The following is a 19105-nucleotide window of genomic DNA, read 5'->3' as shown; positions in this document are numbered from 1 at the left end:
CGATATGCAAAGCAACTCAGGTAGTGATAGCTATTCAGATGCAGGTTTTTGGAAAAAGCTTAAAAATTTTGCCTTAGATGCTGGTCGTGAAGTTATAGAAAAAGCTCTTTGGCTTTACTATGCTGCACAGGAAAAAGGCACTCCGCTATGGGCAAAAACAGCCATTTTTAGTGCTTTAGCTTATTTCATTTCTCCCATTGATTCCATTCCTGATGTTATACCCGTTGCTGGTTACACCGATGATTTAGGCGTAATAGCTGCTGCGATTGGAATGGTTTCTATTCACATTACAGATTCCGTCAAAGAAAAAGCAAGACAAAGCGTTAAAAATATATTTGGTTAGGTATATTTTATGCAAAGTCAACTAGCCTTACCGCAACAAAGTCACCATCTTACACCAACGAACAATCCCATGGAAAATTTCGATTTTAATTCAGTCGTTACAGAAGCAATTAAACAAGCCCTAAAGGAAAGAGGCAATGTCAATATTTTGATTGCAGGAAGAACTGGTGTAGGCAAAAGTACCTTAATTAATGCTGTTTTTCAAGGTAATTTTGCAGAAACGGGACAGGGTCGTCCAGTCACTCAGGATACAAGAGAAATAAAAAAAGAAGGCATTCCCCTAACCATTTTTGATAGCCGTGGTTTGGAAATGGCAGATTTTTCAGAAACACTCGAAGAACTCCGTCAGTTTGTTATCAATAAAAGCAATAGTTCAGACCCCAACAATCACATTCATGTTGCCTGGATTTGCATTGCAGAAGATTTGCGTCGTGTTGAACCAGCAGAGGAAAAATTGGTTAAACTACTTAGCAGTTATATGCCAGTTATTGTGGTTATAACTAAGGCGAGGCAAGATAAAGTTCATGATTCCGATGGACAGGTCAAATCATTTCGCCAAATAGTTCAATCACAGTTGCCATTAGCCAAAAATGTTATCCGTGTTAGGGCCATCCAAGAAGAACTAGATGAAGGTCATATTTTACCTCCGATAGGATTACATGATTTGGTAAAGTTAACAATGGAAGTAGTACCTGAGGGAACTCAGAGGGCATTTGTTGCCGCTCAGAAAGTAGATCTAGAGCTTAAAAGAAGTAAATCCAGGAAAATCGTATTAGCCGCGGCAACAGTGGCCGGTGGTTTAGGAGCTTCACCAATTCCATTTTCAGATGCAGTGGCAATTGTTCCTGTTCAAATTGGAATGCTTGCTGGTATTTCAGCTACCTTTGGACTTTCCCTAGATCAAAGTTTTTTAGGAACTATTGTAGCGGCATTTGCGGCTGGAGTCGGTGGAACATTTATCGGTCGAGCTATTGTTTCAAATATTTTGAAAATGATACCTGGGGCTGGTTCAGTTGTTGGAGGAGCTATTTCCGCTACCACTGCGGCAACAATAACTACTACATTGGGAGAAATCTACATTAATGTATTATATTCCCTGTTTGCCAATAACAATGGGGAACCTCCATCGCAAGAGCAAATAAGTGTTGCCATTAAAAAACAGTTGGCATTACCTCATAGATAATAATGTCTCAATGCTCACAATCAACATTAAGGATGTAACCTTCGTTATTAATTGTTTCCAGCCATTTTTGTCTTTCATCCTTGTTGTCTTTGTCCAATGTCAATATATTTCTGACTTTTTGAGCAAGTAACCTTAAGTGCTCTTTTGTTATTCCAAAGTCTTCCTCTCCCCAGATTGCTTGGATTAATTCATCGTGAGGGCATATTTTGGGCGAATTATTATGAGCAAGATTTTGGGATGCCATGTAATGCAACATTTTCTTGATTTGTGGTGAAATTTTTACTCTTATTCGCTTTCCATTTTCTACTTTGTACAATGCCCTTTCGCCGATATTAAATACCCAAGAACATTGGCGTTTTAATGGAATTGAATGCTTCCTTTTAGTTTTAGCAGGTTCGCTAAAGGTCAAATGCCAATCTTCAATAATTATTACGTCTTGATCAGAAAGATAGACTTTTTGTAAGGTTTGTAACTCAGTCTTGTGATTTTCTCCGATCAATATTGTTCCATTTGTGCTGGTATCAACAATTGCCCATCCAACAGCTTCTTTAGTTAAAGTACAATGCAGTTTAGACATATAACCTGTGTCATTGCTTAGCTGAATATCACACCCATCCACCCAACCAATTGTATATTCTTCGCCGGGCAACTTGGTGTTCAGTTTGACGATTTTTGTGTTATCTTCACTATCGCCATTTTTGCGGATAAAGATTTTAGTTGAGTAGCTATTCATTATGATAATTAATCCTCTATTGATAGGAATATATGATCAATAAAAAATGAAATTAATTTCCATCTAGGCTTTTTCTTCTACGAATAAATTGTCTGAAACTTTTCGATTTTTTACCAACTATTTTAGCTATACTTTGCAGAGAGCGTCTGTTGCCTAAAATTGTTTGGGGTAAGGAAGTTTCTATAGCTTCAGCTTCTTCATTAACTTTAAAATTATCAACAGATTGAAGTACCTGAAAGACAGAAAATAATTCACCTTTATTGGATAATTCTGCAAAAGACTGTAAAGCGTTGCGATAAGTCTCCATCGATTCCTTTGTTTGTCCTAAACATGAGTAAGCATCAGCCTTATCAGCCCATGCATCAATACAGCCAGGACTTAGGTAAATGATCAAGTCACAGATCTCTATAATCAAATGATAATCGTCATGTTGTTTTAAGTCTTCTATTTCTACAAGTCTTTTTTGGATAAATTTATCAAGATTTTCTGACTTATTATTTTCATCCTGTATAACAGAAAAATATTCATAAAGCTTATCTATGCCCCAACGCTTCTCTCTGCTTTTATGAAGACAACCTTTGATCATGAAGCTATAAATAATGTTGGTATTTTGAGGTAATATTGGATCATGCTTTTGAATCTTTTCAAAAAATTGCATTTCGTTATGGGCACAAAAAGGATGCTCATCTGTAAACAAACGTGAGAGCAAGATCCCCAATGACCATATATCCCAAGCGGGAGATATAATTCCCTCGATTGCCTCCGGTGGAATAAAAAGAAAGGTTCCATTTATGTTTGCTGTCCTGGTGCTTGTTTTAGCATTTAAAATTCTGGCAATACCAAAATCAGCTAGTTTCCAGACATCACCAACTCTCAAAATATTACCAGGCTTCAAATCACTGTGAACTATTCCTCGACTGTGAATATAATGCAATGCGTCCAAGATAGATTTAATAATCATGTCTCGGTCTTTGGCGTTTAATGATAAATTTTTAAATTGTTCCAAGTAGTCTTCTAGGGAACCATCAGCCAACTCCATTACCAGACCGAAAACAGCTTTACCTTCGATGTTACAATCAAAAAAATCATAGCAATCAATTAAGTTTTTATGTTTTAAACTTAGTGCGATTTTTAGTTCTTGAATTTGTTTCTCTTTTTCGTTGTTATCAACTTCAATAAGTTTAATCGCTACACTGTCGAAGTTCTGAGTCGGAGAAATAATATCAGCTAAAAATACGATACTACTACCGCCATAGCCCAGTGGCTTTTTAAGAATATACCTGCCATTTACTGATTGCCCGGTCAAGCTCGTTAAGAAAAGTAAAGACATGATCGCTAGTTCAAGAGATGGATTGTCAGCAGACCTATGCTTTCCTACTCAGCAAGTCACATTGAATGCATTGACCCACAGAAGGTTTTAAGTAGAGTATCCTGTTATTAGCACAGATATGCTTGCAACAATCATACCTCCAACAACAAAAAAAATTACCACAGGCACTAAAAACCGCAGAAAACATCATGAGCTAACTCTGGGATAAGGATAATAGGTCAAATTTCACCAGAACAAAACACGGTTAAATTGATTACCTTTGGCTCTAAAGCAGAGCTAATTGTCCAATGGGTAGACTAACCCAGCATCGTCATATTATTGAGCGAGTTCTAACTTCGTATGCAAACAGAAGATAGTATTGCCATAGAACCCGTCAATTCAGGTATTGCTAAAAGAGAAATTTTCCTCGGCTTCCATGAGCTATAAATACTTCCCCCACTGGTTTTGCTGTTGCCTAAAAAAAGTCAAAGGTAATCTTGTGGTGCGTGACCTAGGAGTTTAATCACTGCACCATTAGGAGTACCAGGGTTAACTTGGTCTGGCGATCGCCGCTTGTTGGATCAACTTCTCCGCTTAGGATTCGCCCATCGCCGTAAAATATTAGGGAATAACTTGAGTTATTAGAATTGACCAATCTACTGACCGTCCTTTGCTCCCCAACTAATGCATTCCTACACCATCCATGCACCGGCCAAAATTAATCTTTTCCTCGAAATTCTTGGCGATCGCCCCGACGGATTCCACGAATTGGTAATGGTGTTGCAGAGCATTGCCCTGGGGGATGAAATTACCGTGCGGGCCAATGGTACCGATGACATCCGGCTCAGTTGTGGGGACAGTCCCTTGGCCAACGATGCCACCAATTTGGCCCACCGGGCGGCCCAGTTGATGATTAACAATTTTCCCCAAGCCCATGATAATTACGGCGGCGTAGATATCACCTTGACCAAGCATATTCCCATGGCGGCGGGGTTGGCTGGGGGCTCGGCCGATGCGGCAGCGGTATTGGTAGGTTTAGACCTACTTTGGAATTTAGGCTTAACCAGGCCGGAATTAGAACAGTTAGCAGCCCAACTGGGTTCTGACATTCCTTTTTGCATTGGCGGTGGCACGGCGATCGCCACGGGACGGGGGGAAATCCTCGACCCCTTACCGGACGGAGATTGCTTTTGGGTAGTGCTGGCCAAACATCGTTCCTTGGAAGTTTCCACCCCCTGGGCTTACCAAACCTATCGCCAACAGTTTGGCAAAAATTATCTAAACGATGACCAGTCCCAGCGAGCCCGGCGGAAAACCATCCATGCAGGGCCCCTACTCCAGGGCATTCACCATCGCAACCCAGGGCAAATTGCCAGCCATATCCACAACGATTTAGAAAAAGTTGTGCTCCCGGCTCATCAGCCTGTAGCCCAGTTACGTCAGGCCTTACAGTCAGCGGGAGGATTGGGCACCATGATGTCCGGCTCCGGCCCCAGCGTATTTACCCTCTGTCAAGATCAGCAGGAAGCAGAACGGGTGCTGGCGATCGCCAAGGAAAAATTAAACGACCCCGACGTGGATTTTTGGTTAACCCACACCATCGGCCACGGCATCCAAATTATGAATAATTGACCTGGACAATCAATTGCGGCAGAAATTCCCCCTACATCAGCCCATCCTCCCTGGGGTAGGATAACCTAACAGGGTTTTAACCCCCGCTTGACCGCCTTACCTCAACTCAGCATGGATATTAAGCACGGCTTTGTGGACTCCATTGGCCACACCCCCTTGATTCGCCTTAACAGTTTCAGTGACGAAACCGGCTGTGAAATTTTAGGCAAAGCAGAATTTATGAACCCTGGTGGTTCTGTCAAAGACCGGGCCGCCCTGGGCATCATCGAAACCGCCGAAAAGGAAGGGAAGCTCAAACCCGGTGGCACTGTGGTGGAAGGCACAGCGGGTAATACGGGCATTGGTCTCGCCCACATTTGCAACGCCAAGGGTTATAAATGCTTAATTGTCATTCCCGACACCCAATCCCAGGAAAAAATTGATTTGCTCCGCACCCTGGGGGCAGAAGTCAGGACCGTGCCCGCCGTGCCCTACCGGGATCCCAACAATTACGTCAAACTCTCCGGACGCATTGCCGCAGAATTAGATAACGCCATTTGGGCCAATCAATTTGATAATTTGGCCAACCGTGATGCCCATTACCACACCACCGGCCCCGAAATTTGGCAACAAACGGACGGCAAAGTAGATGCTTGGGTGGCAGCCACTGGCACCGGAGGAACCTATGCAGGGGTAGCCCTGTATCTTAAAGAACAGTCTGAGGCCGTGCAATGCGTGGTGGCGGACCCCATGGGTAGTGGGCTGTATAGCTTCATCAAAACTGGGGAGATTAACCCCAGCGGCAACTCCATCACCGAAGGCATTGGCAACAGTCGCATCACCGCCAACATGGAAAATGTGCCCATTGACGATGCGGTGCAAATTGATGACCCAGAAGCGTTGCGGGTGGTGTACCAACTTCTGCGGCGGGATGGCCTGTTTATGGGCGGTTCCGTCGGTATTAATGTGGGAGCGGCCTACCAATTGGCCAAAAAATTAGGGCCGGGGCACACCATTGTTACCGTACTTTGTGACGGAGGAGCCCGTTACCAATCCCGTCTTTACAATCAGGAATGGCTGACCAGTAAGGGTTTAACGGTTCCGGAATAACTGAACTAACTATTGCCCCGCTACTCCTTCATTGCGGGCGGCCAACTGCACTGCACTGGCTACGGTGGTGGCGACCCGATTGTCAAAAACCGAAGGAATAATATGCTCACTATCTAGGGTGTTGCTGTGCACCAAAGAGGCGATCGCCTTGGCCGCTTCGATGCACATGGTGGTGGTAATAATGCTAGCTCTACAGTCAATGGCTCCCCGGAAAACCCCCGGAAAGGCAAGCACATTGTTAATTTGGTTGGGATAATCACTGCGCCCCGTGGCAATAACCGCCGCATCCTCTTGGATTAATTCCGGCTGAATTTCCGGGATGGGGTTGGCCATGGCAAACACAATGGGATCTTTGGCCATGGATTGCACCATTTCCCTGGTCACTACCCCCGGCGCACTCACCCCTAAAAACACATCGGCTCCCGCTAGGGCATCGGCCAGACTACCTTCCGCATCCACCGCAAAGCCTTGTTTTTTGCTGTTTAAATCGGTGCGATGTTTGCCCACAATGCCCTTGGAGTCGCAAATCCAAATATCGGTGGCTCCGGATTCCTTGAGCAATTCGGCGATCGCCAACCCAGCAGCCCCAGCGCCGTTGATGACAATGCGGACAGCGGCCATGGCTTTACCAACAAATTTGAGGGCATTTAGCAAAGCGGCCAGGGTAACAATGGCGGTGCCATGCTGGTCGTCGTGGAATACAGGAATATTTAATTCTTTTTTCAGCCGGGCTTCAATTTCAAAACACCGGGGAGCGGCAATGTCTTCTAAATTCACGCCGCCAAATACCGGGGCGATCGCCTTGACGGTGCGAATAATTTCCTCCGTATCCTGGGTATCCAAGCAGATGGGAAAAGCGTCCAGTTGGGCAAATTCCTTGAATAACATGGCCTTGCCTTCCATCACTGGTAAAGCCGCTTCCGGCCCCAGGTTACCCAACCCCAACACCGCACTGCCATCGGTCACCACCGCCACCGTATTGCTTTTAATGGTCAGGGAATAAACCTTTTCCGGATCTTCGGCGATCGCCCGACAAATGCGCCCCACCCCAGGGGTATAGGCCATGGCCAAATCCGATTGGGACGTGAGGGGAATGCGACTAACCACCCTAATTTTCCCCTGACGATGCAAATCAAAGGTGCGATCGGACACCTTCAGCAATTTGACATTATCCAGAGCTTTCACTGCCCCAATAATCTTTTCGGCGTGCTCACTGCTGGAAGCATCCACTGCAATTTCCCGCCGGGTGAGTTTTAAGTTACTCTCAATCAGGGAAATTTGCCCAAAACTGCCCCCCGCATCGGCGATCGCCTGGGTAACGCTGGCCAAAGTTCCGGCGTGGTTGGGTAGCTCCAACAGGAGGCTGACGCTATAACTCGGATTGGGGGTGAGGCTAACCATAGGGCGATGGAAAAAGGGTTTTAAAAGCGAAAGTCAACAATGTCAGGCGGCGTTTGGGTACGCAGTCTCTCCTCGATTATGCTTGATCTGTGGCCTTTGCTTACCGAGGTTTGCCCTAGCTGTCAGGGTTTACCCATGTATCTAGCCCCATCAATCTCCCCAGATTCTAACCCGAGGAGCTTTTCCCGTTCGATTCCCTATTTATGCAAAATTCCCCCGTCCCTTCCCCGTGGCAATTCATCAAGGAAAACATTCCCCTGCTCATGGTGGCCCTGGTGTTGGCCCTGCTCTTACGTTTCTTTGTGGCGGAACCCCGCTACATTCCCTCCGATTCCATGTTGCCCACCCTCGAACAAGGCGATCGCCTGGTGGTGGAGAAGGTGTCCTACCATTTCCATCCACCCCAGGTGGGGGACATTATTGTGTTCCATCCGCCGGAGTTGCTGCAAGTACAAGGCTATGATCTAGGGCAGGCATTTATTAAACGAGTCATTGCGTTGCCGGGGCAAACAGTGGAAGTTAACAACGGCATTGTTTACCGGGATGGACAACCTTTGCAGGAAGAATATATTTTGGAGCCGCCCCAATATAATTTGCCCGCAGTGCGGGTGCCGGACGGTCAGGTGTTTGTCATGGGGGATAACCGCAACAACAGCAATGATTCCCATGTATGGGGATTTTTACCCCAGCAAAATATCATCGGCCATGCCCTATTTCGTTTTTTCCCCGCCAGCCGTTGGGGCCAATTAGCTAGTCTTTCGTTTTAACCAACGACTGATAACTGGTAACTGGAGCGCACCGCGAAGCGAATCTCTTCGGGATCAACCTTTGGTCGGCCCAGGGTTCGTCAATGGTGTTAGGATCTGCTGAGAAGAAGAAACGTCATAGCACATAAGGAAAACACGTTAAATGCAAGAGTTTGACAAGTCCATATCCTTCGACGGACGGGATATAAGACTCAAAATGGGAACCCTAGCCCCCCAAGCAGGAGGTTCAGTCCTCATTCAATCCGGCGATACAGCGGTGTTGGTCACGGCGACCAGAGCTAAAGGAAGGGATGGCATTGATTTTCTACCCTTAACGGTGGACTACGAAGGACGACTCTATGCCGCAGGCCGTATTCCGGGCGGTTTTTTGCGGCGGGAAGGCCGACCCCCAGAAAAGGCCACATTAATCAGCCGCCTCATTGACCGTCCTTTGCGTCCCCTATTCCCCCATTGGCTGCGGGATGAACTGCAAATAGTAGCCACCACCCTCTCCATGGATGAGGAAGTGCCCCCCGACGTTTTAGCTGTTACAGGGGCTTCCGTGGCGGTCATCCTGGCCCAAATTCCTTTCAAAGGTCCCATGGCCGCTGTGCGGGTAGGTCTAGTGGGGGATGATTTCATTATTAATCCCACCTATCGGGAAGTCCATAACGGAGATTTGGACCTGGTGGTGGCCGGTACCCCCGCCGGTATTGTCATGGTGGAAGCTGGGGCGAACCAGTTACCGGAACAGGACATCATCGAAGCAATTGATTTTGGCTATGAAGCAGTGCAGGATCTGATCAACGCCCAGCGGGAATTGATGACAGACCTGGGCATTACCCTGGCCACTTCCGAGCCGCCCCCGGTCAATACCGCCGTGGAAGAGTTCATTGCAAACAGAGCCTCTAAAAAAATCATCACCGTGCTCGGTCAATTTGACCTGGGTAAAGATGGTCGGGATGCGGCCCTCGATGAAATTAAAGCCACCGAAGTGGAGGCGGCGATCGCCGAATTACCAGAAACCGATCCCGTTAAACAAAGTGTAGAAGAAGACCCCAAATTAGTCGGCAACCTCTACAAAGCATTGACCAAAAAGTTAATGCGGAAACAGATTGTTGATGATGGAGTACGGGTAGACGGCCGCAAACTCGAACAGGTACGCCCCATTAGCTGCGAAGTCGGTTTTCTACCCCGCCGGGTCCATGGCAGTGGACTGTTTAACCGTGGTTTAACCCAGGTGCTCTCCCTTGCTACCCTTGGTTCCCCCGGCGATGCCCAAGATTTAGCGGATGACCTCCATCCCGAGGACGAAAAACGTTATCTGCATCACTACAACTTCCCCCCCTATTCCGTCGGTGAGGCCCGCCCCATGCGCTCCCCTGGCCGCCGAGAAATTGGCCACGGTGCTCTTGCTGAACGGGCTATCATACCAGTGCTCCCCCCCCAGGAAGACTTTCCCTATGTGGTACGGGTTGTGTCGGAAGTGCTGTCTTCCAACGGTTCCACTTCCATGGGATCCGTTTGTGGCTCCACCCTTGCTCTCATGGATGCGGGGGTACCGATTAAAAAACCCGTTAGTGGCGCCGCCATGGGTTTAATCAAGGAAGGGGATGAAATTCGCATTCTCACCGACATTCAGGGCATTGAAGATTTCCTTGGCGACATGGATTTCAAAGTAGCTGGTACCGATTCTGGTATTACCGCCCTGCAAATGGATATGAAAATTGATGGTCTGAGCATGGAAGTGGTGTCCAAAGCCATTATGCAAGCTCTCCCCGCCCGACTCCATATCCTCGACAAAATGTTGGCGACGATCCGGGAACCCCGTCCTGAGTTGTCTCCCTTTGCCCCCCGGTTGTTAACCCTGAAAATTGAGCCGGAACACATCGGCATGGTTATTGGGCCCGGTGGTAAAACCATTAAGGGCATCACCGAACAAACCAGTTGTAAGATTGACATTGCCGACGACGGTACCGTCACCATTGCTTCCAGTGAAGGGGAACGGGCAGAACGGGCGCGGCAAATGATTTATAACATGACCCGCAAACTCAACGAAGGGGAAGTGTACCTCGGTCGGGTAACCCGCATCATTCCCATTGGTGCCTTTGTGGAAGTGCTACCTGGAAAAGAAGGCATGATCCACATTTCCCAGCTAACGGAAGGCCGGGTTGGCAAGGTGGAAGATGAAGTGGGTGTGGGCGATGAGGTCATTGTCAAAGTACGGGAAATTGACAGTAAAGGCCGCTTGAACCTCACCCGCTTGGGCATTCACCCCGATGAAGCAGCGGAAGCCCGTCGTAACGCTAGCCGGGGTTAATTGTTAGTCAAAGACCATTAAAACTCTGTATTATTCCCCTAAGATTCGATATCTTGGGGGATTTTTTGCTCATTTTGTAAATTTCTGGCAAATTCTATGACTTTTCCCAGCAAGCATAAACAAATTGGCGTAGCGGTAATTATTAATGACCAAGGTGAAGTATTGATCGATCGCCGTCCGGTGGGAGGTTCCTTTGGGGGGCTATGGGAATTTCCTGGGGGCAAACTAGAGCCGGGGGAAACGGCGGCTGAATGTATTGTCCGAGAAGTGCGGGAGGAAATTGCCATTGAAGTGGCGGTGGGGGAATCTCTGATCACCATTGACCATAGTTATCCCCAGGTGCGCCTAACTCTCTACGTCCATCTCTGTCAATATCTCTCGGGGCAGCCCCAAACCATTGCCTGTGAAGAAATCCGCTGGGTGGCGATCGCCGATTTGGGGGAGTACCGTTTCCCCAAAGCTAATGGGGAAATTATTCATGCCCTACGCCAAAAGTTTCTCAGTTGACCGGGCTACTCAATCTGGGTTTTCAATAATTTTGCGGCAAAAAAGCGGTCGGTGTAGAGCAGTCGCACCATACTGCCTTAATCCTTGACAATGTTTGGCCGTACCATAACCCTTATTGCTGGCCAGGTCGTAGCCAGGAAAGCGTTCTGCTAAACGGGTAATTAAAGTATCCCGCCACACCTTAGCCAAAATGCTGGCAGCACTAATTAGTAAAGATTTTCTATCCCCCCCCGTAACGGCCATTTGGGCCATGGCAATGTGGGGTAAAGTATCCCGCCCGTCCACCAACACCCAGGCCGGCATAACAGGCAATTTTTGCACCGCCCTTTCCATGGCCAACAGACTGGCTTGACGAATATTAACCTGGTTAATGGTGGGCACATCGGCAAAGCTAATGCCATAGCTATGGACATAATCGGGCAGTGCCTGGGCTAACTGGGAACGACGTTGGGGAGAAAGCTGTTTACTATCCTTTACCCCCAAGGCCTGCAATTGGTTAATGGCTTCGATGGGCACTAGCACCGCCGCCGCCACCACTGGCCCGAATAAAGCGCCTCGCCCCACTTCATCCACCCCCGCCACCAGGCGATCGCCACCTAATCCTTGGCTTTCTTGCCACCATTGGCGATCATTGTAATCACTGGAGGGGTGAATCAAGCTAATACCTACTCCGCTGAAGAACGCCGCCGTCTTCTGCCAGGACGTTTTTTTGTTTCTATGGGAGCAGACTCCTCTGCCACCGGAGAGGCTGGAGTTTCATCATCAAGTTGGGGTAAGACAACCTGTTCCGGCTCAACCGTTTCCTCCCTTGGTTGCTCAATAACCGGGGTTGGGGCTGTGACCTCAGATACAATTGTCAACCCATCAATGGGGACGTTATCCCCGTTGTCTCCATTGTCCACCGTTGTAATAACAGCATTAACCAGACTGCCACTACCATTAGTGTTTCCCTCCAAGGCCGCTCCCGCCGTAACCACCGAAACCATAAAGGAGCGGGGGTCTTGATCAGCGTACTCCGTTTTGATTAGGGGAGAAATTCCCATACGAGCATAAATATCTTGCTCCAACGTTGTCATGGCGACATCGACCGGAACCAAGGTTTTTTCCACTCGACGGGAAGGCCGTTCACGGCGGGGAGGAGCAGTGCCCGTCACTTTCTCCTTAGTGGGGCTGGGGCTGGGACCCTTACTACGGGAAATTCCCACAGATTTAATATTTTCCTTTTCAGAAAACTCCGAGCCTCGACGGCGACGACGACGACGGTTACTATCCCGATCGCCCTGCTCTTGATAATTAGGATGGAAAAGTAAGTCCAGGGGGCTAGATATTTTTGCTTCTTCCTTCTTGGGCAGGTCATTGACCTTGGCAACGGGGGGAGAGAGAATCGGTTTTTCCACCAACCGGGGGGGAATGCTACTGTTGACCGCTGTGGGGGACAGGGAAACAAAACCCTTCTCGCCAGGGAGTTCCACCAAATGTCCTAAACCACCACACTCAGGACAAGGCTGTCCAAATAGTTCATACAAATTTTGTCCCTGGCGCTTACGGGTCAACTCCACTAGTCCCAACTCCGTCAACTGGGCGATCTGGGGCCTGGCCTTATCCGTTTCCAAGCAACGGTTAAAATGCTCCAAAAGTTGCAACTGGTCCTTATGGGAATCCATATCAATGAAATCGATAATGATCACCCCGCCAATATTTCTCAGTTTTAACTGGCGCGCAATTTCCGTTGCCGCTTCATAGTTAGTCCAGAGCACCGTTTCCCGAGAATTGGCCGAATGGGTAAAGGAACCAGAGTTAACGTCAATTACCGTCAAAGCTTCCGTCGGCTCAATGATTATATAACCCCCCGAAGGCAGATCCACCCTGGGTTTAAGGGCTTCCCGGATAGTGGCATTGACCCGGAAATACTCCAGAATACTGAGGGATTCCCGGTGACAATCAATTAAAACTCCCTCCGGCAAACGACCTTGATCCCAGTTCATCAACTGTTGTTTAATCCGTTTCATCCCCGCCGGGGTATCCACCACAATGCGATTCACTTCGCTGGAGTACATATCCCGCAGCACTCGCTTGATGAAATCATCATCCCGGTCCAGAAGCATGGGGGCACTACGGGTCATGGCCTGTTGTTGCACCAATTCCCATTGTTTTTGCAGATTTTCCAAATCTTCGATAATCGCATCTTCCGGCACATCTTCCGCTTCCGTCCGCACTAGCAGTCCCATGCCCGGTGGCTTGATCAACACAGCCAAAGCCCTCAAACGACTGCGTTCCTCTTCCCGGTTAATCCGACGGGAAAGATTCACTCCCCGGCCATAGGGCATCAACACCATATAACGCCCCGGCATACTGATGTTTCCAGTTAGGCGGGGGCCTTTATTGCCGGTGGGTTCCTTCATCACCTGCACCAACACTCTTTGTTGGGGAGATAAAAGTTCAGAAATGGAACCGGCGGTGCGCCTTAATCTAACTGGGCCGAGGTCACTGACGTGGATAAAGCCATTTTTTTCGGTGTCCCCAATGTTAATAAAAGCGGCGTCAATGCTGGGCAGAATATTGTCAACTAAGCCTAAATAAATATCTCCCACCTGTTGGCTGCCCGTGGACACCACCAATTCTTGAATTTGATCCTTCCAAAAAACAGCAGCAACCTGATGTTTTTCAGCAATGACAATTTGTTTTGGCATAAATATATTCCTCAAAAGGCCATCCCAAGGCGGTCCCAGTGGTGTGGACAGGGGCAAGGTGGCCTACAGAAAAATGTTGTAATGTTGGACATTGGGTAAACTGAATATTTTCCTCTCTAGGGTCAACCTACCCTCTGGCCCAGTGAACTATTCCCGTCATCTCAGTTGCTATAGTTGTGACCGTTTTTTGCCACCCCAGCTTCCCGATTGGGGGTGAACAGGGACCTTTGGGGGACAGGGGTTACAGTCAGCTTGCTGGAGAAAGCCGTAGATATTCCCAGGGAAACTCCCAGGGGACAGCCGCCCATCGCACGGACGGGGGAGATAGATAGGCAAGAGTATTGGAGGCAGTTTAAGACGGAAAAAACTATCTGTTTTTCTTCACCGCAAGAACGACAACCGGTAACGATTAGAAAAGAAGAATCGGGGGCTGCTTACGGCGATTCACTACAGGGGCATAACTTTTGCTGGTTATCCCTGGATCAACGTCAATGATTCCATTGGACGTCAAGCCTGAGGGGTTGGAGTCCCCCCAAAATATCCCGGGCATTGTCAAAAAATAAACCTAATACCCAAGGAATTTAAACTGAATATAACCTGAAATGGTAGCCTTTAGCAAGAAAGCCCAGCCCCCAAGCTAACTGCCTAAACTGCCCGATGGCGGTCTACCTTATTCAAAGCCGCCTCTAATCCTTCATCTAGGGCCCCATCCCCCACAATGGACCGTACTCCTTCCAGGGTGGAAAGAATGTTACGGGGATCAAGGAACATCACTTTGCTACTGTCACTACTACCAATGGCGGTGCCCATATTGAGATATTGCTGGGCCAAAAGGAATTGCAACGCTTCCCGAGCATGGTTATCAGAACTCAATTTTTCCGTAAGGATACTGAGGGCCTCCGCTGTAGCCTTAGCTTCCAACACTTTTTTCTGTTGTTCCGCTTCTGCATTGAGGATAGCCGCTTTTTTCTTAGCCTCCGCTTCTAACACCCGAGCTTGGGCATCCCCCTGGGCGGAGTTGATGGCAGAATCCCGTTGACCTTCGGAAGTGAGAATAGCCGCCCGTTTTTTTCTCTCTGCAGTCATTTGCAGTTCCATGGAATCCAACACTGCTTTAGAAGGCATAATGTCCCGTAATTCCACCCTAGTAACCTTCACTCCCCAAGGGTCGGTGGAAATATCCAGTTCCCGCAGTAGTAATTCATTAATTTCCGTCCGGGCAGTGAAGGTTTGGTCCAACTCAAGCTTGCCAATTTCAGAGCGGATTTGGGTCAACACCAAGTTCACCATGGCGGACTGTAAATTTTCCACCTTGTAATAGGCTTTCTCCATATCGATAATGCGCCAATAGACCACAGCATCGGCGGTGATGGCCACGTTGTCTTTGGTAATACAGGATTGGGGGGGAATGTCGATGACTTTTTCCCTGGTGGTTTGCTTAAAAACGACCCGATCCAAAATAGGAACCGTAAAATTCAGCCCTGGGGTAAGTTTTTTGTTATAACTTCCTAGGCGTTCCACTAGGCATTCATTTTTTTCGTTAACAATTTTGACGGATGTACCGATCGCCGATCCGAAGAAGACGAGAAAGAAGAGAAAAAAGGCTTCCATGGTTTAGCTCCGCTGTGACTGGGAAAAAGGTCAATGTTTAGTAAAACCAACAATAAATTCAGTAAAAGAGCGGTAACGAATAGGTAATTTCCCTAGATGGGAAAGCTAGAGTTGAATTTGGAATTGATCCAGGGGGGGTTGGAATGGCTCGTCTTGGTCCCCCGGAAGGGCCTGGCTTGGTAAATCCTGAATGTGAATTTCTTGGCGTTGCTGTTCATTGAGGGTGATAGGCGCGAGGGTCCCTTCTCCACTGTTCAACTGATACGCCTCCGAAACCAGGGCACTGGGGCAACATTGGGGATCTCCCGGCTGGTGCTTCAAGATGTTGAGACGGATTTGTCCATTTTTAACCACTAAACTTTGCACCCGCACTCGATCGCCGAGGAAATAGGTGATGGGGTTAGCAATCTGTCCGTCGGGGCCATCGGTCACCACGGCGAGGTAAATCAATTCCTCCGGGCCCACCGCACTGCCCCAGCGTAAAATCACCGCCGCGTCCTGGGCACCGTCTTGGTCCACGTCCCCAAGGGCAATGGGCTTGATCAGATTAAGGCTAAAAGTTCCCCCAGCGAACACGCCATTGTTAAGGGAATATGTACCTTGGTCGGGAATGGTGTAGCTCAGGTTTTTTAAAACGTCCACCGTCAAAGGGGAAACTCCATTCTGGGCGATCGCCGGGGGGGGCGTCAAAGGGGACGCTGTCACCACTGGCACCAGGGCCTGTCCCCCTACTAAGGTGGTGAGTAAACCCAAACTTAGTGAACCTATCCTATTAGCCATTGTCTCAATCCTTTTGGCAATTTCTCTCAACATTGTGCCCACACAGAAGCACTTTCCCAGGACAGAAGGACAGTTTAACAGTGGTTTTTGTTGCCTTCCTTTCCATTCTAACGGCATGGTAGCACGACCTCTAGCGACAGTAGCAGGGGAACGTTCGTGATGAGCATCTGCTCCACCGGTCCCTTTGTTAAGCTGTAGAATTGCCTAAACTGTCCTGCCATCTAGTGTCTATGGTTGTCGATTCTGTGCCCGATTCATCTACTTTTGTGGGAAAAACCATTCGTCCCGTGGCCGCTGTTTCCATCCATGGCATTGTCTTCGACGGAGAGCATCTGTTGGCTGTGGACAGCAAAAATGGTTATCTGTTGGAAATCGATCCCTACACCAACAACACTAAGTTGCTCAATGGCCAGTACTGGCAGGAATTCATCGGGGCCACCGGCCTGGCGATCGCCGACGGGCAGTTATGGTTTAGTTCGGGGCAGTATGTTTACACCTGTAATCTGGAAGGGCCAGACCTCAAGCCCGAGGTATTTGCTTGGTTTGATGACCCAGTTAATGGGGTGGCCATCTGGGAAAGCACTGTGTACATCACCTGCCATAAGCGGGGCTACATCTGGGTCTATGGCCGGGATACCCGCAAGCTAGTGGCGACTTTTTACAGTCCCGGCATTGGGGTGGAAAACATTACCGTGCGGGGGGAAGAACTGTGGGTCTGTGACAGTGCTGAACAGAGTGTCTATTGCCTCGACCGGGCCACTGGGGAAATTAACTTTAGCCTGATTACCCCCTTTGAAAACCCCACCGGCCTAGCTTTTTATGATGATCAAGCCGTAGGGAAAGCGACCCTCTATGTGGCCTACGTACAACAGGAACCCTACGTCCGGGACAATCCTAACGCCGATCCCAACCATGAGTTGATGTATCGGGAGACCACCTTCATCCATCCCCTCTATTTCTATAACGACCCCCACCAGTGCTGTGCCTTTTCCAACGGTTACCTGGTGGAGATGCGTTACGTTGAGGAGCTGGCCCCCCTGGACCCCGTTGATTTAAAACAAGTGGAATGGCGCATGGCTCTACCGGCGGCCACCCCCCGCCAAAGAATTCGCAAAATTGAATCGGTGGGTTTACCCTTTAGCCGTATTGATGATGTCAACGGTCAAAAGGTGGCGGTGTTTGAGTTTGACCAGCTTGATTTAGATAGTCGGGCCGTGTTTGGCTGGCGGGTGGAAATGGAAGTATGGGGCATTAAATATCGCCTGAAACCCAGTGATTGTGAGCATCTTCCCGCCTTACCTGAGGGTTTTGCCGACCGTTACCTGGTGGATAACGACAACCTCAGCATGGAAACTGACATTATTATCCGGGCCGCCGCCGAGGCGATCGGTCGGGAAACCAACGTCCTCCGCCAAATGTTCAATATCCGGAACTATGTCTACGATCGCCTTTCCTACGGCATAAAACCTCATATTGATACCCCTGACTTAGCTCTCCGCCGGGGGGTCGGTTCCTGTGGGGAATATGTGGGAGTTTTGTTAGCCCTGGCTCGTTTGAATGGCATTGCTTGCCGCACCGCTGGCCGCTATAAATGTCCACCCCATCCCCTCCAGCGTAATTTGCCTATGGAACCGGACTTCAACCATGTTTGGTTTGAATTTTATTTACCTGGCATTGGTTGGTTGCCCATGGAATCTAACCCCGATGACACCAATGACGGTGGCCCGTACCCCACCCGTTTCTTTATGGGTTTGGCTTGGTACCATGCCGAAACCGCCAAGGATGTACCCTTTGAGCAATTATTGAGTCAGGGCATTCCCGTCAATAAGCAGGTGGTTTCCATTGGCGAGTTGGCGATTAATCATGTGCAGTTCACCATCCTGGAGGAATTAGACCCGGCGGCGCATTTGGCTCATTAATTCAGCTCTGATAAGAGAGAAACTTCGTCTGCGATCCACGGCTAAGGGCTGGGAATAGCTCACCGCCTGTCAATACCAGGTATTTGTGCAGGGGTTGGGGTCAAACCAATGTTAAGGTGGTTCACTGTCATTAGCGTAGGCTTCGGGGGCTAAACCATGGAGGGTAATAGCGTCGTAACTCCAGAAATCGAAAGATTGATCCAAGCGGTGGAAACCGCAGACTCGGCGGCAAAGTTAGTGGGGGCCGTGCGGGCTTTGGCGGCTACCCGATCGCCGTTGGCAGTGCCCCAATTAACCACTGTGTTGCGCTACAACAATCCAGGGGCCGCAGTGGCAGCGGTGGATGGACTGATCCAAATCGGCGATGCGGCCATGACCCACTTGCTGGCCAATATGGATGGCTACAATTATGGTGCTAGGGCCTGGGCCACCAGAGCCTGTGCTGGCATTGGCGATCCGAGAGCCTTGGCCCTATTGCAGGAAGCGGCCCTGACGGATTTTGCCCTGAGTGTGCGGCGGGCGGCGGCCAAGGGACTGGGTTTTCTCCGTTGGCAATCCCTACCTCAAGAAGAACAAGAGACAGTACAAAAAGCCATTTACGACACTCTGATCCAAGTTTGTAAAGATCCTGAATGGGTGGTACGCTACGGGGCGATCGCCGGTCTGGAAAATTTAGCCAAGCAGGCCCAGCATTACCGCCAACCCCTCAAGGATTTTCTCCAGTCTTTTGTAGAACAAGAACCAGAGGCGATCGTGGGGGAACGCATCCTTTGGGCCCTGGAAAACATCGGCCCAATCTAGGCTTTTAGAGCACCTCTAGACGTCACTTTGATAGATTGTCAA

16 protein-coding genes are annotated in these 19105 nt (G+C 48.7%); 9 read left to right on the top strand and 7 right to left on the bottom strand.

Annotated features, from left to right (window positions below; all coding sequences use genetic code 11):
• Positions 1 to 4 precede the first annotated feature (4 nt).
• On the top strand, positions 5 to 343 hold the full coding sequence (locus BWK47_RS00675) for a YkvA family protein (RefSeq protein ID WP_162327180.1): 339 nt from the start codon (positions 5 to 7) through the stop codon (positions 341 to 343).
• 9 nt (positions 344 to 352) lie between these two features.
• Positions 353 to 1525, top strand: coding sequence for a YcjF family protein (locus BWK47_RS00670; protein WP_237269723.1), 1173 nt, complete (start codon positions 353 to 355; stop codon positions 1523 to 1525).
• 7 nt (positions 1526 to 1532) lie between these two features.
• Here the strand turns inward: BWK47_RS00670 and BWK47_RS00665 are convergent, their stop codons facing one another.
• Complete coding sequence (locus BWK47_RS00665) at positions 1533 to 2258, bottom strand: FHA domain-containing protein (protein ID WP_162327179.1); 726 nt, start codon at positions 2256 to 2258, stop codon at positions 1533 to 1535.
• A gap of 52 nt (positions 2259 to 2310) precedes the next feature.
• Complete coding sequence (locus tag BWK47_RS00660; protein ID WP_162327178.1) at positions 2311 to 3588, bottom strand: serine/threonine-protein kinase; 1278 nt, start codon at positions 3586 to 3588, stop codon at positions 2311 to 2313.
• Between the two features lie 663 nt (positions 3589 to 4251).
• On the opposite strand from BWK47_RS00660, the gene ispE reads away from it, so the two are divergent.
• Together ispE and BWK47_RS00650 are read left to right on the top strand one after the other, a co-directional pair.
• Complete coding sequence (gene ispE, locus BWK47_RS00655) at positions 4252 to 5199, top strand: 4-(cytidine 5'-diphospho)-2-C-methyl-D-erythritol kinase (RefSeq protein WP_162327177.1); 948 nt, start codon at positions 4252 to 4254, stop codon at positions 5197 to 5199.
• 111 nt (positions 5200 to 5310) lie between these two features.
• On the top strand, positions 5311 to 6288 hold the full coding sequence (locus BWK47_RS00650; protein WP_162329560.1) for a cysteine synthase A: 978 nt from the start codon (positions 5311 to 5313) through the stop codon (positions 6286 to 6288).
• 9 nt (positions 6289 to 6297) lie between these two features.
• Here BWK47_RS00650 and BWK47_RS00645 read toward each other — a convergent pair whose 3' ends face one another.
• Positions 6298 to 7689: an NAD-dependent malic enzyme gene (locus BWK47_RS00645; RefSeq protein WP_162327176.1), complete on the bottom strand. Its 1392-nt coding sequence runs from the start codon at positions 7687 to 7689 to the stop codon at positions 6298 to 6300.
• 203 nt (positions 7690 to 7892) lie between these two features.
• On the opposite strand from BWK47_RS00645, the gene lepB reads away from it, so the two are divergent.
• From lepB to mutT, 3 genes are all read left to right on the top strand, one after another.
• On the top strand, positions 7893 to 8456 hold the full coding sequence (gene lepB, locus BWK47_RS00640) for a signal peptidase I (RefSeq protein ID WP_162327175.1): 564 nt from the start codon (positions 7893 to 7895) through the stop codon (positions 8454 to 8456).
• 142 nt (positions 8457 to 8598) lie between these two features.
• The gene (locus tag BWK47_RS00635; RefSeq protein ID WP_162327174.1) at positions 8599 to 10755 is read left to right on the top strand and encodes a polyribonucleotide nucleotidyltransferase; all 2157 of its coding nucleotides are present in this window, start codon (positions 8599 to 8601) and stop codon (positions 10753 to 10755) included.
• 96 nt (positions 10756 to 10851) lie between these two features.
• Positions 10852 to 11262: an 8-oxo-dGTP diphosphatase MutT gene (gene mutT, locus BWK47_RS00630; protein WP_162327173.1), complete on the top strand. Its 411-nt coding sequence runs from the start codon at positions 10852 to 10854 to the stop codon at positions 11260 to 11262.
• A gap of 9 nt (positions 11263 to 11271) precedes the next feature.
• Here mutT and BWK47_RS00625 read toward each other — a convergent pair whose 3' ends face one another.
• From BWK47_RS00625 to BWK47_RS00610, 4 genes are all read right to left on the bottom strand, one after another.
• A complete protein-coding gene (locus BWK47_RS00625; protein WP_162329559.1) occupies positions 11272 to 11844 on the bottom strand; it encodes a ribonuclease HII in 573 nt (190 codons plus the stop codon).
• Positions 11845 to 11927: 83 nt separating this feature from the next.
• Positions 11928 to 13952 carry an Rne/Rng family ribonuclease gene (locus BWK47_RS00620; protein ID WP_162327172.1) on the bottom strand — a complete coding sequence of 675 codons (2025 nt, stop codon included), beginning with the start codon at positions 13950 to 13952 and terminating at the stop codon, positions 11928 to 11930.
• A 645-nt stretch (positions 13953 to 14597) separates the two neighbouring features.
• Positions 14598 to 15563 (bottom strand): SPFH domain-containing protein, encoded by a 966-nt coding sequence (locus tag BWK47_RS00615; RefSeq protein ID WP_162327171.1) that lies wholly within the window; start codon positions 15561 to 15563, stop codon positions 14598 to 14600.
• Between the two features lie 105 nt (positions 15564 to 15668).
• Positions 15669 to 16343, bottom strand: coding sequence for a hypothetical protein (locus BWK47_RS00610; RefSeq protein WP_237269722.1), 675 nt, complete (start codon positions 16341 to 16343; stop codon positions 15669 to 15671).
• A 224-nt stretch (positions 16344 to 16567) separates the two neighbouring features.
• Here BWK47_RS00610 and BWK47_RS00605 point away from each other — a divergent pair, with 224 nt between their 5' ends.
• Both BWK47_RS00605 and BWK47_RS00600 read left to right on the top strand, forming a co-directional pair.
• On the top strand, positions 16568 to 18262 hold the full coding sequence (locus BWK47_RS00605) for a transglutaminase domain-containing protein (protein WP_162327169.1): 1695 nt from the start codon (positions 16568 to 16570) through the stop codon (positions 18260 to 18262).
• 156 nt (positions 18263 to 18418) lie between these two features.
• Complete coding sequence (locus BWK47_RS00600; protein WP_162327168.1) at positions 18419 to 19063, top strand: HEAT repeat domain-containing protein; 645 nt, start codon at positions 18419 to 18421, stop codon at positions 19061 to 19063.
• Positions 19064 to 19105: the final 42 nt, after the last annotated feature.

Origin of the sequence: Synechocystis sp. CACIAM 05 (genome assembly GCF_010222815.1) — a bacterium.
GTDB lineage: Bacteria > Cyanobacteriota > Cyanobacteriia > Cyanobacteriales > Microcystaceae > Synechocystis.
The sequence above is the reverse complement of the archived record's forward strand: the minus strand, read 5'-3'. Positions and strand labels throughout refer to the sequence as shown.